Origin of the sequence: Geomonas sp. RF6 (genome assembly GCF_021044625.1) — a bacterium.
Classification (GTDB): Bacteria; Desulfobacterota; Desulfuromonadia; order Geobacterales; family Geobacteraceae; genus RF6.
In genome coordinates this window covers 3,994,790-4,009,549 of sequence record NZ_CP087999.1, presented here as the reverse complement: position 1 = coordinate 4,009,549, position 14,760 = coordinate 3,994,790, and the positions used below count along the sequence as shown (strand labels likewise).

Below are 14,760 nucleotides of genomic sequence, written 5' to 3'. Positions count from 1 at the left end.
TCCCGCATGGTGGTAGAGAGAACGGTTCGGAGGGGGATCCCGGCGCCGCCGGGAAGTGTAGCCGTGTTTATTAACATACGGCGGCTGAAGGTGTCAAGGAAAGGGGGGCGTGAAAAGGGACGGAAAGGGCTCATCTTTCATGGGTTTCGCAGGAGATTGTATACCGGCGCCATTCGAATGGGCAAGGCCTTCTGCGTTCATCACTCCCGTCGCGACACAGGGGCCGAGTCACGTCCCGGGAGCTGTGGTCATTTTCACCCTTGAAAAAGCGGGACCCGATGCTTACGTTGAAAAAAGGATTGTTCAAAATGGCGTTAAAGGAGATCACCACCCATGGGTAAAACCGTCAAGAAATTTGAGACCGAAGTCCAGCAGCTTCTGGACCTGGTCATCCACTCCCTCTACTCCAACAAAGACATCTTCCTGAGAGAGCTGATATCCAATGCCTCGGACGCCATCGACAAGCTCAGGTTCGAGTCCCACTCAAACATGGAACTTCTCGAGGGGAACGCCGAGTGGAAGATAAAGCTGCACGTTGACAAGGCAGCCGGGACCCTCACCGTCACCGACAACGGCATCGGGATGAGCATGGACGAGGTCGCCGACAATATAGGCACCATCGCAAAGTCCGGCACCCGCAATTTCCTCGCCGCCCTGAAGGAGAAGAGCCTCGCCGATTCCCCGGAACTGATCGGTCAGTTCGGCGTCGGCTTCTACGCCTCCTTTATGGTCGCCGACAAGGTTACCCTCATCACCCGCAAGGCTGGCGAGAAGGAATTCGGCACCCTGTGGGAGTCGACCGGTGACGGGAGCTACTCCATCGAGGAGTGCACCAAGGAGACCCGCGGCACGGAGATCACCCTGCACCTGAAAGAAGAGATGAAGGAGTATCTCGAAGAGTGGCGCCTGCGCTCCATCGTGAAGAAGTACTCCGACTACGTGCAGTACCCGATCGTCATGGACATTACCCGCACCGAGCAGGTAAAGGGCGCCGACGGAGAGGTCATCGAGGGTGGCGGCACCATCGACAAGACCACCGAGGAAACGCTTAACTCCATGAAGGCGATCTGGACCCGCCCGAAGAGCGAGATCACCGAAGAGGAGTACGAGGAGTTCTACAAGCACATCTCGCACGACTACGACAAGCCGCTGCGCACCATCCACTACTCCGCGGAAGGGGTGAGCGAGTTCAAGTCGATCGTGTACATCCCCTCCCACAAGCCGTTCGACCTCTTCCTGCGCGACCACAAGAAAGGGGTGCACCTCTACGTGAAGAGGGTGTACATCACCGACAACTGTGAAGCGCTCCTCCCCGACTACCTGCGTTTCATCAAGGGTGTGGTCGACTCCAGCGACCTGCCGTTGAACGTCTCCCGCGAGATTCTGCAGGAAGACGTGCAGATCAAGAGGATCCAGAAGAGCCTGGTGTCGAAGATCCTCTCCACCCTCGCCGAGATGAAGGAGAAGGAGCCGGAGGATTACCTGAAGTTCTACGCGGAGTTCGGGGTCGTCCTGAAGGAAGGGGTTCACTTCGACCACGCCAACCGTGAAAAGATCCAGGACCTCCTCCTGTACGAGAGCTCAAAGACGGAGAACGGCAAGTATGTTTCGCTGAAGGAGTACGTGGAGAGGATGCCGGAGGGGCAGAAGGAGATCTATTTCATCACCGGCATGTCCCGCGCGGCGGTGGAAAACTCCCCGTACATGGAAGTGTTCAGGAAGAAGGACTACGAGGTCCTGTACATGACCGACCCGGTCGACGAGTGGGTCGTACAGGCGCTGCACAGCTACAACGAGAAGCACCTGAAGGCGATCGACCGCGGCGACCTGGAGCTTGAGACCGAAGAGGAGAAAAAGGCGCACGAGGCGAAGAAAGAGGAGGCGCAGAAGGAGTACGGCAGCATCATCTCCTTCATCCAGGACACCCTGAAGGACCAGGTGAAGGAAGTGCGACTCTCCTCGCGTCTCACCGACAGCGCCTGCTGCCTCGTGGCGGACGAGATGGGGCTGAACGCGAACATGGAGAAGATCCTGAAGGCGATGAACCAGGATGTGCCGGAGGCGAAGAGGATCCTGGAGCTCAACCCGGACCACCCGATCATGCAGGTCATGACCTCCATGTTCGAGAGGAACAAGGAAGACGCGAAGCTCAAGGACTACTCCGAGCTTCTCCTCGACCAGGCTCTCCTCACCGAGGGCTCCCCGATCAAGGATCCGCTACGCTTCGCGAAGCTGGTGAGCGAGCTCATGGTGGCAAGCGGGAAGTAGGACACCAGCAGCGAGAGAGGCAGCGGGAGGGATCGAGACAGGTCCCTCCCGCTTTTTTTTTGGTTCGTCCAGGGGGCGTCGTCCGGGGGGGCGTTAGGCGGGTTCATCCAGGAATGCCGCGATTTGGAGAACCTTTCCACGACTCGCTGCAGAACCCGCGTCCCCCCTTTGCGAAGGCTCATCCGAATTCCGGGGAAGCCGCAGTATGTTCCAATGAAGGGCCGCACGAGGCCTCGCGTCCCCCCCTTTGCGAAGGGGGGAACGTTGGGCCTTCTGCAGTCCTTCGTGGCATGTACCCACGCTCCCCCGGAATTCCAGGATGAACCTTTGCGAAGGGGGACAGGGGGATTTGCGTTGGTCAGTATGGGCGGAGCATGGACCGCCGGGAACGCCTCCGGCTTATCCCGGTCTACAAAACCACCAGCGGCGTGTCATGTGGTCATGTAGGCAGGAATAAGCGAAGCGTTTCCGGCATGCGCTTGCGCACACAAGCCCCCGATCAGGCGCAAAAAAAGCGGGACGAATCTCTCGTGATCCGTCCCGCTTCTTTCCTGCCAGCTGATGCCCTAACTATTAAAACTGCATCCTCCATGGCAGGTAGTCACGCAGGGAGTCGTGCTTCTCCGCATCCTTCGCGGCGCTCACTGCACCCTGGCACGGGTACAGCGGAAAGATGCTGTGGCCGCTTCGGTTACCCGCGGAGGGGGACAGCCTGCAATTCTGGCATCCAGCGCTCCAGCCGGACCTTTGACCGCGACAGTGGGAGGAATGTGATTGGTGCATGATCTCTCCTGGCCTGTGCACACCACCGCCGGTGCACTTCCCACCGGAGGTCAGCACAAGCCATGCCACTCCTTCCCATTCTCAGAAGTCAAAGTCCCTAGGCTACTTATAGCACCACATCCGCTCCCGGCGCGGAAGCGGCGAGAGGCAAAGTGTCGCGAAATCAGGCACTCGCTGCCTTTACCTCGTGAAATCGCATCGTTCCGGGTGCCTCTTTTTTTAACAGAGCGGCAATTAAATCGCCGCTCCCTCCCCGATGCCCAGGCTCACTTCGGGTTGATCTTGGTGATTTTCGAGCCCTGCAATCCGATGCCGGCCATCAACCCTTTCTGGGAGAAGATGAAGGCGTAGATGTCCTCCTTCAGCGTCGTCGAGGTCATGCTCTTGCCAAAGGCGGCGGCCGTCTCCTTGTCGACGATGACGATGCTAGGGCCGACGCCGACCTCCCATCCCCCGCTCTTGTGCAGGTACTCCAGCGCCTTGTCCGTCATGAAGAACATGGCGTAGCCGAACTTCTGGACGCCCGCCTGGAGGCCGTACGAGGCCGCGACGGAGTTGTAGTACTCCACGACCTCTCCGTTTTTCACCAGCCCGCCGTCACCGTAGGCACCGCCGATAATGAGTCCACCCTTCACAATGCTCGGAAAGACCAGGACGGCCTTTGCCTTCTCGGCAACCATTTTTGCCGCAGGCGTCTTCTCGCAGAGATCCGCCAGTGCGGCCTTGACTTCACGGTCGAGCTCGGCCTTGGTAGCGGCCACGGACAGCGCCGGCGCGAGCAGCAGACCTGCGGCAACGAAAAGCATGACTACCTTGGAACGAATGGAATCGAACATGGGGAAAGCCTCCTTACCGTTTATGGGGGTCCTTACAGTATTAAATATACTTTATCCATCGCCGGCCGCTCCCCGTTCACGTCCCGCCACAAAAAAAGGCACCGCAGCGATTGCCGCGGTGCCTCCACATCCCCGGTCCGGAACCGGACCGTTTCACCCTCCGGCGGGGAGGCGCACCTGGAATGTGCTCCCCTTCCCCGGCTCCGAGTCGAAGGCCAGCACCCCCTTGTGCTCTTTCACAATGGACTGGGAAATGGAGAGCCCGAGCCCCGTGCCGCCGCGATCGAGCTTCGTGGTGAAAAACGGCTCCATGACCCTCCCCTTCTCTTCCTGGGTGATCCCGCACCCTTCGTCACGCACCGTGATAACGATCTCCTCTGCCTCCGCGTCGAAACCGGTGCTCAGCCATATTCGTGAGGAGCGGGAAGGGAGCGCCTGACAGGCGTTCATCAGCAGGTTGATGGCGACCTGCCCCAGCTGCTGGCTGTTTCCCCTCACCGGCGGCAGATCCCCCGCCAGCTCCAGGTGAAACTTCTCCGTGTGCTTGGCGAGCTCGTACTGCAGGATCGAGACCGCGCCCTGCACCGCCCTGTTCACATCTACCTGCTCAAGACCGCCGCCATGCCTGGCGAAGCTCTTCAGGTTGTTGATGATCTCGTTTATCCTGCGCGAACCGTCGACCACTCCCTCATAGAGCTCCGGAATATGGGAGGATATCTGGTCGAAAGGGAGCCCCCCCAGGATGAAGTCGCCGTGCTCCTTGCGGTACTCCTGCAGGATCTTCAGGGCGTCGTCCCAGACCTGCGCCAGGAGCTGCGAGTTGGCCAGGATGAAGTTATTCGGGTTGTTCACTTCGTGGGCGACCCCGGAGACGACGAGGCCCAAGGAAGCCATCTTGTTGATCTGGATGAGGCGTGCCTGCATCTCCCGCGCTTCCTCCTCCAGGCGAACCCGCGCGGTGATGTCCCGGAAGGTGCAGTACGCCAGACTCACCCCCTGCAGCGTCATCAGCCTGCCGCGAATGGAAAGGAAAAGATCCCTGCCGTCCCTGCGGCGGTGCGCTACGCAGTGAAGCCGCGAGGTGCCGCCGTTGCAGCCGCTGATCATCGTCGTCAGTGCCGGGAGATCCTCACGGTTCACCAGCGCCTCCACCCCTCCACTGCGCAACTCCTCCTTGGAGCAGCCGTACAGCCTCGCGGCGGTGTCGTTGAGATCTGCTATGCCACAGCTTTCGGGGTGAAAGAAGATGATCGCGTCGTCGCTTTGATGAAAGATCTGGCGGAAGCGCTCCTCGCTCTCCTGAAGCTCCCGCTGCATCCGGCGCCGCTCGCTCACATCGCGCATGACAAGGAGAAACTCCCCGGCCCCTCCGACCGTTACGCGGCTGACGGAGATGTCCATGGTGAGGAGCGCCCCGTCCCTCCGGCTGGCGATCAGTTCGTGCGAGAGCGCCTTCCCGCCGACTGCCGGCGTCGCCATTTCCAGAAGGGTGTGGAGGCACTCCCGCCCCCCCTTGAAAAGGACATCGGCGTTTTCCCCCGCAAGGTCCGCGGCGCGGTAGCCGAAGATCCCCTCCGCCGCGCGGTTCACCGTCTTTATGGACCCGTCGCCGTCGAGGGTTACCACTGCATCTATGAGCTGCTCGTACAGCGCGCTCACCCTGGCGTGCTCGGAAAGGGCGGAGCGTGCCAGCGGGCGCACCACCAGGAAAAAGAGGACCGGGGCGAAGAGGGAGGTCACCAGGAGGGCGTCGAGAAGCTCGTTCCACTGCTTCGACAGGGAAGGGAGAAGAAGCGCGCAGAGAAACTCCTGGAGCATGGTCAGGAAAAAGACCATAAGCAGCAGGACCAGGTAGAGGCGAAGGGGGGTCTGCAGGAGCTCGTCGCCGCTGCTGCGCCGCTGCCGCATCTCCTTCCTGAAAAAGAGCCACCACAGGAACGGTGCGCTGCCAAGAGAGGTGCAGAAGGCGTCGGCGATCTTTTGCAGGCGCAGCGGTAGCATCGGCAGCGTGAGGGGGAGCGCGATCATGACCAGGTACTCGATGGAGAAGAGCACGGCCAGGGAGAGAAAAAGGAGGACCCCCGCGGGAATGGCGGGTGGCTGAGCGGGCGCCGGGGGGTAGAGGGGGCGCACGAAAAAGAACCAGAGCGGCAGGATGAAGAGGACGGTCAGGAAGAGGGAGTCGAGAAGATCCCATGAAAAGGGGTTCAACCGGGTGAAGAGGGGGGCGCAGAGACCATCCAGCACGAACTCGGTACAAAAGATCGTGAGGATAAGGAGGGCGAAGAGTCCCCATTGGCGGTCTGCTCTGGCGTCGGTATTCGTTGGGCCCATGGCGGCCTCCTCCACTTCCCGCGGTACCGGCAGGCACTCCGCGTGAGGGAGGGGTGCCACTTTTCGCCGATTGTAGCTTTTTTTCCTCGCGGAAAAGAAAGCGCCCGGCTGGTACCGGTGGCGGGAGACGGAAATGGTCCCGCCGGGGATCCGGGGGGAAAAGGCGCGTCAGCCAAGGGTAAAGTAGAAAGTTGCCCCCTGCTCGACCGCACCTTCGGCCCACACCGTTCCACCGTGGCGCTGTATCACCCTGTGGACCGTTGCAAGCCCGATGCCGGTTCCTTCGAATTCGCTGGTGGAGTGCAGCCGCTGGAAAACCTTGAAGAGCTTCTTGTAGTAGGCCATGTCGAATCCGGCGCCGTTGTCGCGCACGAAGTAGACGCTTTTCCCCTCCTTTTCCTCGCTGCCGAACTCGATGATCGACTCCTCCTTTTTCGCGCTGTACTTGCAGGCGTTGCCGAGGAGATTGGTGAGCGCCACGCGCAAGAGATCCGCGTCACCCACCACCTCGAGGTCCGGCGCGATCCGGAAATTGAGCCGGCGCTGAAGGTGCCGCAGCTTCAGATCGGTGGCTATGGAGCCGGCAAGGGCACTGAGATCGACGGGGCCGCGCTTCAGCTCCTGGCGGGCGAGGCGAGAGAAGTCGAGGAGAGTCTTTATCAGCTTGCTCATGCTGAGGGTCTCCGTGAGCATGATCTGCACGAACTCCCGGCACTGCTCGTCGAGCGATTCCCCGTACATCTCCAGGATGACCTGGCAGTATCCGTTTATGTTCGTGAGCGGTGTGCGCAGGTCGTGGGAAACGGTGTAGCCGAAAGACTCCAGGTCCTGGTTCGCAGCTTCCAGTTCGCTGGCGCGTGCCGCGAGCTTTCGGTTCAGGTCCTCGATTTCCTGCTGCGCCCTCTTTCGCTCGGTTATGTCTTCCTTCACCGCCACAAAGTTGATGACCCCCCCTGACGAGTCGAGGATCGGGGAGATGGAGACCGACTCCCAGTACAGCTCCCCGTTCTTCTTGCGGTTTTCCAGCTCGCCATGCCACTCCCGCCCGGACATGAGCTGCACCCAGAGTTCCTCGTACGTCTCCTCCGGTGTGGTGCCGGCCTTGAGGAGGCGCGGGTTCTCCCCCACGGCCTCCTCCGCGGTGTAGCCGGTGAGTGCGGTGAACTTCGGGTTCACGTACTCGATCGTCCCTTCGCGGTCGGTGATGATGATGGTGGAGGGGCTCTGCTCCACCGCGCACGACAGCTTCGCGATGAAAGCCTGCTGCCGCTGCACCTGCCGCTCCAGCTCAATCCTCGTGATGCAGTTCTGGATCGCGGAGAAGAGCTTCTCCCTCTCGATCGGTTTCAGCACGTACTGGCTGATGCCGATCTCGATGGCGTCCATCAGGAACTCCATGTCGCTGTGCGCGGTGGTGACGATGATCGGTATGTTGCTTCTGAGCCCCTTGATCTGGCGCGCCATTTCGATCCCGTGCAGCACCGGCATCTTTATGTCGGTGATGACGAAGTCCGGGTCCTGCTCCAGGAAGAGCTCCATCCCCGCCTTGCCGTTTTCGGCGGTCACCACCACAAGCTGCGGAAATTTCCTGCCGACGAGGGTGCACACGACTTCCCGAGTGATCGGCTCGTCCTCCACGTAGAGGAGCTTCAGGGGAGCCTCTTTTGCGCCGGTACCCGCCATGCTACACCTCGATCCTGAATTGCACCCCGACGGGGGTGTTGCACACCGTGAGGCTCCCGTTCATGTTTTTCTCCACGATGTTCTTCGCCATGTACAGCCCCACCCCCGTCCCTTTCCCTTGCTCCTTCGTGGTGAAGTACGGCTCGAAGATCCTGCCGATGATCTCCTCCGGGATGCCGCCCGCGTTATCCTCCACCAGAACGAGCGCCCTCCCCTCCTGCGAAGAGAGGGTCACCTTCACCCAGGGATTCTCCGTTTTCCTCTCCAGATGGGCGTCGCGGGCGTTGCTGAACATATTGAGGAGAACCTGGGAAAATTCGTTCGGGTACCCCGTGATCGTCGGATGATCCTGTGCCACGACCTCGCGGCGGATCCCTTTGTCGGAGAAGTCCCCCGCGACCAGGGTCAGGGTCCTCACCACCACCTGGTGCACGTCGAAGGAAACCTTCTCCTTGTCCGGCATGAAGAAGTTCCTGAAGTCGTCTATGGTCTGAGACATGTGCTGGATGAGCTGCATGATCTTTTTGGTGGTCGCCTCCAGGTACTCGCGGCTGAAGTCGCCGTCCTCAAAACAGAGGGTGATGTCCTGGATGAGGAGCCCCACCCCGTTCAGGGGCTGGCGCCACTGGTGGGCGATGTTGCCGATCATCTCCCCCATCGCCGCCTGACGGCTTTGCTGCATGAGGACCTCGTCCTTGCGGCGCAGCTCCTCCAGGGCGGCGAGGCGCTCTGCCGTCTCGGCAGAGAGGGCGGCACTGCGCTCCGCGACCCGCTTTTCCAGCTCCCGGTTCAGCACCCTCAGCGCCTGCTTTGCGCTGTTTAGCTCCTGATTCTTGTCCACCGCCATCTCGTAGGTGGCAAGGAGGAGGTCGACGATCTGGTCTTTTTCTGCGGGGATGGAGTAGTGGTGGCCGCGGTACTCCACGTCGAGCCTCGCACCGCCCCCCCCCGAGCGGTCGGGGCCGCGCTCGATGCTCGCCCTGATGCGGGAGAGGAGGAGCTCCCTGTTGTACGGCTTGGAGATGAAGTAGGTAGCCCCCGCCTCCAGGGAGCGCAGGACGTCGGCCGGGTTGTCCAGCAGGGTAAGGAGTATGATCGGAATCCCCCCCACCCCCGCGGTCTCTCTCACCCCTCGGCACAGCTCGAAGCCGTCCATCTCCGGCATCATGATGTCGCTTATGAGAAGATCCGGTTGCTCCGCGCACACCGTCTCGAACGCCTCCCGGCCGTTGTGCGCCACGAGGACCCGGAACCCCTCCTGCTGGAGGATCTGCTCCAGGAGCTTCGCCTGGGTCGGGCTGTCGTCGACAACGAGTATCGTGTGGGGGGAGCTACCCATTGCCGCCTCCCTGGGGAGCCGCCAGCTTCGTCAGGAGCGCCACGATCGCGGGGGGGGGCAGGACGTAGCTCGCCGCCTTCAGCCTGATCGCCTCCCCCGGCATCCCGAAAACGACGGACGTCTGCTGGTCCTGGGCTACCGTCACGCCACCGCCATCCCGGATCAGCCGCAGCTCTTCCGCGCCGTCCCTTCCCATCCCCGTCAGGAGGACGCCGACCGCGCGCTTTCCGTACACCGCCGCCACGGAGCGGAAGAGGTGCGCAACCGAGGGTCGCAGCCCGTTGTCCGGAGGGGTGGGACTTAAGATAATGCGCTCCCCCGCCCCTACCCCGAGGTGCTGTCCGTCCGGCGCCACGTACACGGTCCCCGGCAGGGGACGCGCGCCGTGCACCGCGAGATGGACCGGTAGTCGCGAGGAGTGATTGAGCCAGTTAACGAAGTTCACCGTAAAGCCCTCCGCCATGTGCTGCACGATGAGGATGGGGACAGCGAGGTCGGCCGGTAGCGCCGAAAGGATCTCTTCCAGTACCGGTGGCCCTCCCGCCGACGCCCCTATGGCGATGAGCCCGGGGCGTATCGGCTCAGCAATCGGCGGCGCCGGCGGAATGCGGGTCTCCGCACCTCCCCTCTGGATCCTGCGCACGACCTTTATCTCCGACATGAGCTTGATGTTGCGGATCAGCTTCGCGACCGTCTCTTCCCGGTCCGGATGGCCAGGGGGGGCGGGTTTGGCGAGCACCATGAGGGCACCGGCCTCCATGACGCGGAAAAGGGTCGCGGAATCCTTCGGGTCGAGCTGACTCGTCACCACGACGATGGGGGTGGGGGCGACCGACATGATGGCTCTCGTCGCCTCAAAGCCGTCCATCTCAGGCATGTTGATGTCCATGGTGATGAGGTCGGGGCGCAGGTTCATGGCGGCTCTCACCGCCTCGGCGCCGTCGGACGCCGTCCCCACCACCGTGATCTCCGGGTCGGAGTTCAGGATGCTCACCAGCGCCTGCTGGACTGTCTTTGAATCTTCTACGACGAGAACACGGATCACTTTGGTACCTTCAAGGGTATGTTAGGGCCGGAAAGGAAGGAGAATTCCCCTCCCCCGGCTGTCAGGCCAGCTTCCCGATCGTCTCCACCAGCCTGCTCTGATCGAAACTGCTCTTCACGATGTAGGCGTTCGCCCCCACGTCGATCCCGCGCTCCCGGTCCTCGCGCGATTCGAGCCCGGTCACCAGAATCACCGGAAGCTCCGAAAGCCTCCTGTCCGCGCGTATCGCCGTCGTGAGTTCAAACCCGTTCAGCCTCGGCATCTCCACGTCAGACACGACGACATCGAAATCCTCCTCCCGAAGGATCGCGAGGGCGTCGCTCCCGTCGATGGCGGTTCTGACCCGGAAGCCGGAGGCCTCGAGGATATTCTTCAGAAGGGTGCGCGAGGTGATGGAGTCTTCAGCCACCAATACCGACACCACCTTTCGCTGCGACGGGGCGGCACCGGCGGCACGAGCCCCCCCCGACACCGAGAGGGCGGAGCGGAAGAGGTCGTTGGTGTTCAGAAGCGGCACTACGCTGCCGTCCCCGAGGACGCACGCCCCGGAGACGTTGCGCACCCTGCGCAGCTGCGGCCCGAGCGGCTTTGTCAGCACCTCGAGCATTCCCACCACCTCGTCCACCGCAAAGGCGATCCGTTTCTCCCCCGCCGCGAGGACCACCACCGGCTGCTGCCCGCGCTCGCGGTCCATCCGCTCGGTGAGCTCCAGGAGCTCGGAAAGGCGCACGAAAGAGAGTGTTTCCCCCTCCACGCGGACCGTCTCACGGTTCTCCACCGTCCTTATATCCTCGACGGGGATGCGGGCGGTCACCTCCACGCTGGCGGCCGGGAGGAGGCAGGGGCGCCCGCAGCACTGTACCAGCAGAGCCTTCATCATGGCAAAGGAGAGCGGGAGCACCATGCGAAATTCGGTCCCTTCTCCCTTGCGGGATGCGACCGTCACGTGCCCGCCGAGCTTTTCCAGCGCCTCACGCACGATGGCGAGCCCAAGCCCGCGCCCCGAGAGGTTCGTGATCATGGAGCTCGTGGAGATGCCGGACTCGAAAACAAGCGCCAGCGTCTCCGCCTCGCTCAAGTGTGCGGCCTGCTCGGCCGTGATCGTCTCCTGGGCCACAGCGGCCGCCTTCAGCCTGGAAGGATCGATCCCCTGGCCGTCGTCCGATAGGGTCACCTCCGCCCGGTTCCCGTCGAGGTGCCGCACCCGGATCGTTATCCTCCCCCCGGCGGGCTTCCCGCGCCGGCGCCGTGCTTCGGGAGATTCTATGCCATGATCGAGCACGTTGCGCAACAGGTGCAGGAAGGGCTCACGAAGCTCGGCGAGGATGCGCCGGTCTACCTCCAGCTCGCCGCCGTGGCAGAAGAGCTCCGCCTCCTTCCCGAGTTCCGCCGACAGGTCGCGCACCATCTTCGGGAATGAGCTGAAGAGAGAGCCGAACGGGAGGAGGTGCAGCTTCTTCATGTCGTCGAGGAGAGCGTCCACCATCCCGGACAGAGCCCTGAGGCTCCTGTCGGAGCGTCCTGTGAGGGAAACGATCCGGTGATCGAGCTGCCCCTCCCGCTCCAATGCCCCCTTAAGAAGCGCCGCGAGCCTCCCCTCTTCGGCGTCCGCGCCGCGACGCAGCACCTTGTGCGCAAGCTCGAGCCCGCGCGCCCTTTCCTCCCTCAGAGCGCTCAGTTGCCCGCTCATGGAGGCAATTTCCCCCCCCAGGTGGGACGCCATGAGCTTTGCGGAGAGAAGCTCCTCAGCCTGCACCAGGAGCGCCTCGAGGAGGTGCGTCGGCACCCTCACGCTCTCCTGCCCCCAGCTCCTCTCCGGACCGGCCCCGGCGGCGCCCTCGTGCTCGGTCCGCGGTTTCGGCCGCGCTCCTTCCGGAGGGGGTTCGATCGGCACACCCTTCTCTATGGGCTCGGCGACGGCGGCGAGTGGCGCCGGAAGCGTGCCGGCCAGTGGATGGCTCTCCCCGAAGAGAGCGGCCGAGATGGAGTTGATCTCCGAGTGCAGGGTGGTGAAGAGCTGCCGCTCCGGGTGCAGCTCACCCCGCTTTAGCGACGCGAATACCCCCTCCAGCGACTGGCAGCTCTCCGCCACGTCGAGAAGGTTCACCGCATGTGCCGCCCCCTTCAGGGTGTGCATCCGGCGGAAGAGGTTTTCCACCAGAGGCTGGCGCTTCTCGGGGAGCGCCTCCTGCTCCAGCGCGACGAGGAGGGTGGAGAGCGACACGAGGAGATCCTCCGCCTCCAGGCGGAACGTATCCAGGAGCTCTTCCAGTAAATCGCTGTCTGCCATTATCCCCCCGACTCCGTAACCGCCTGCTGCCGTGCTTTCTTTCGTCCCTCCCCTTCCCGCCCCTCCTTCACGGAGGTGTAAGTCCGGAGACGGACATTCAGGCGAAGCAGACGGCAGCGCGTCCCTCCCCTTTCAAGGGGGAGGACAGGAGGGGGATGGGGGGCGCGCCCTCACCAACCTCTACCCCATCCCCACCCTGTCCCTCCCCTTGAAAGGGAGGGGACGCTTGAGCTCATGTTCTAGTAAAGGAAAATCGTTTTCCTTGATCTCGCCCGATCCCTCGCCGGTGCGAGCGGCTCCCCTTCTATGCCACCTTGTAACGCCCGACCAGTTGCTGGAGCTTCTGGTTCAGCTCGAAAAGGTTCCTTGCCGCCGCCTCGATCTGCCGCGACCCGTCCACGTGCTGGTTGCTCGCCTGGTTGATGCTCTGGATGGCGATGGCGATCTGGTCCATGCCGATCGCCTGCTCCTGGGTGGAGGTGACGATCTGCAGCGTGGAGTTGGAGGAGTCCTCGATGCTGGAGGCAAGGAGCTTGATGGCCTCCCCCGCCTCGCCCGACTGCTTCACACCGGCCTCCACCGCCTTGCTCCCCTGCTCCGTGGCAAGGACCGCATCGGTGGTGGCCTTCTGGATATAGCCGAGGATGGAACGGACCTGGGAGAGCGCCTGCTTCGACTGGGTCGCCAGGTTCTTCACCTCCTGGGCAACTACCGCGAACCCCTTGCCGTGCTCTCCGGCCTTTGCCGCCTCGATCGCGGCGTTTACCGCCAGAAGGTTACTCTGCTCCGCGAGGTCGTTGACGGTGGCGATGATATCGGCGATGGCGAGGCTCTGCTCGCTCAGGTTGACGATGCGGTCGGCGATGAATCCCATCCGCTCCTGGATGCCGTGCATCCCCCCTATAGCCTCCTGCACCGACTGCCTCCCGCTGTGCGCCACATTGACCGAGCGCTGGGATATCTCGTAGACCTGTTTCGACTTCTGGGAGGCGAGATCGGTCGTCTGGCGCACCTCCTGGACCGTCGCGTTCGTCTCGCTGATGGCGCTGGCCGTCTCCGAGGAGCTGGAGGCGAACTCGGTGACGGTAGACATGATCTCCCGCGCGGAGGCTGCCAGGATGTCCACGACCTGGCGCACCTCCAGGTTGAGGGCCCGGTGGTTCTCTACCATGGTGGCAAAGGAATGCCCGAGACGGTCGCGGTCCGAGGCAAGAGCGACCTGCACCGTCAGGTCGCCGGTGGCGATGCGGTCGGCGGTCGCCGCCATCCTTTTCAACGACTCCACCATGTTGCGCATGGAGAGCCCGAAGATATCCCGATCGGAATGAGGAACCACCTCCACCTCCAGGTCCCCTTTCGCTATGCGGTTCGCGTTCTCCCCCATCTTGCGCAGGGAGGCGATCATCCTGCCGAGCGACCGCAGGAGCTGCCCCGTCTCGTCCTTGCTCTGCACCGCGACACGCGCCGAGAGATCCCCCACCGCGAGCCGGTCAGCTGCATCCACGGCGACCTGGAGCGGCTTTACGATGGAATCGGTGATGAAGAGGGCTATGGCGACCGCCAGCAGTATGGCGATACCGAATACGATGGAGGTGGCGAGATAGGTGCGCTGCTGGCTCTCCGTGGAGAGTTTCACGAAGGTCTCCGCCTTGTTGCGGGCGAACTGGAGCACTTCCCCCACCAGCGTCTCGATCTTCGTCACGATCTGCCGGGCGTAGGTCCTGTGGAAGGTGATCGCCTCCTTCACCTTCCCCTGCTGCACGAGCCCGATAGTCTTTGCCCGCACCGGTTTCCATTCATCCATGAGGGCACGGATCTGGTCGATCTTCGTCTTGTCGCCGAGGAACTTCTCCTTGGCCACCGCAAGTTCGTCGTACACCACCTTCTCGGAAACGTCGATCGCCCTGATGGCCCGGTCCATTTCCGCTGCGTCCCCCGCGTAGAGCACCACGTCCTTCATGCTGCGATGGATCCGTATGATGTGGGACTCCGCATCGCGCATGGCGCTCGTCACGGTGAAGGGGTGGTTGTACAGTTCCCCCATGAAGGTGCTGAGCTCTTTCTGGTTCTTGAGGGAGATGACCCCTCCGATGAGGAGAAAGAGGACCACAATCCCGAATCCGGCCATCAGTCTCGTTCTAATCCTGAAGTTGTTCAGCATCTACCCCTCCGGGTTCTAGTA

At 62.5% G+C, this 14,760-nt stretch carries 8 protein-coding genes; 1 reads left to right on the top strand and 7 read right to left on the bottom strand.

The window, feature by feature from the left end:
* Positions 1-333: 333 nt before the first annotated feature.
* Positions 334-2,268, top strand: a complete 1,935-nt coding sequence (htpG, locus tag LPW11_RS17130; RefSeq protein ID WP_230995093.1) for a molecular chaperone HtpG — start codon at positions 334-336, stop codon at positions 2,266-2,268.
* A gap of 1,049 nt (positions 2,269-3,317) precedes the next feature.
* On the opposite strand, the gene LPW11_RS17125 is transcribed toward htpG, so the two are convergent.
* The 7 genes from LPW11_RS17125 to LPW11_RS17095 all read right to left on the bottom strand — a co-directional run bounded on the left by LPW11_RS17125 (position 3,318) and on the right by LPW11_RS17095 (position 14,739).
* Positions 3,318-3,887 carry a YSC84-related protein gene (locus LPW11_RS17125; protein WP_230995092.1) on the bottom strand — a complete coding sequence of 190 codons (570 nt, stop codon included), beginning with the start codon at positions 3,885-3,887 and terminating at the stop codon, positions 3,318-3,320.
* A gap of 153 nt (positions 3,888-4,040) precedes the next feature.
* Positions 4,041-6,221 (bottom strand): PAS domain-containing sensor histidine kinase, encoded by a 2,181-nt coding sequence (locus LPW11_RS17120; RefSeq protein ID WP_230995091.1) that lies wholly within the window; start codon positions 6,219-6,221, stop codon positions 4,041-4,043.
* Positions 6,222-6,389: 168 nt separating this feature from the next.
* Positions 6,390-7,904 (bottom strand): PAS domain S-box protein, encoded by a 1,515-nt coding sequence (locus LPW11_RS17115; protein WP_230995090.1) that lies wholly within the window; start codon positions 7,902-7,904, stop codon positions 6,390-6,392.
* 1 nt (position 7,905) lies between these two features.
* Positions 7,906-9,243: a hybrid sensor histidine kinase/response regulator gene (locus tag LPW11_RS17110; RefSeq protein ID WP_230995089.1), complete on the bottom strand. Its 1,338-nt coding sequence runs from the start codon at positions 9,241-9,243 to the stop codon at positions 7,906-7,908.
* Positions 9,236-10,288, bottom strand: a complete 1,053-nt coding sequence (gene cheB, locus LPW11_RS17105; RefSeq protein ID WP_230995088.1) for a chemotaxis-specific protein-glutamate methyltransferase CheB — start codon at positions 10,286-10,288, stop codon at positions 9,236-9,238. Before cheB ends, LPW11_RS17110 begins: the two co-directional genes overlap by 8 nt.
* Positions 10,289-10,349: 61 nt before the next feature.
* Positions 10,350-12,578, bottom strand: coding sequence for a hybrid sensor histidine kinase/response regulator (locus tag LPW11_RS17100; protein ID WP_230995087.1), 2,229 nt, complete (start codon positions 12,576-12,578; stop codon positions 10,350-10,352).
* 304 nt (positions 12,579-12,882) lie between these two features.
* Positions 12,883-14,739: a HAMP domain-containing methyl-accepting chemotaxis protein gene (locus tag LPW11_RS17095; protein ID WP_230995086.1), complete on the bottom strand. Its 1,857-nt coding sequence runs from the start codon at positions 14,737-14,739 to the stop codon at positions 12,883-12,885.
* Positions 14,740-14,760: the final 21 nt, after the last annotated feature.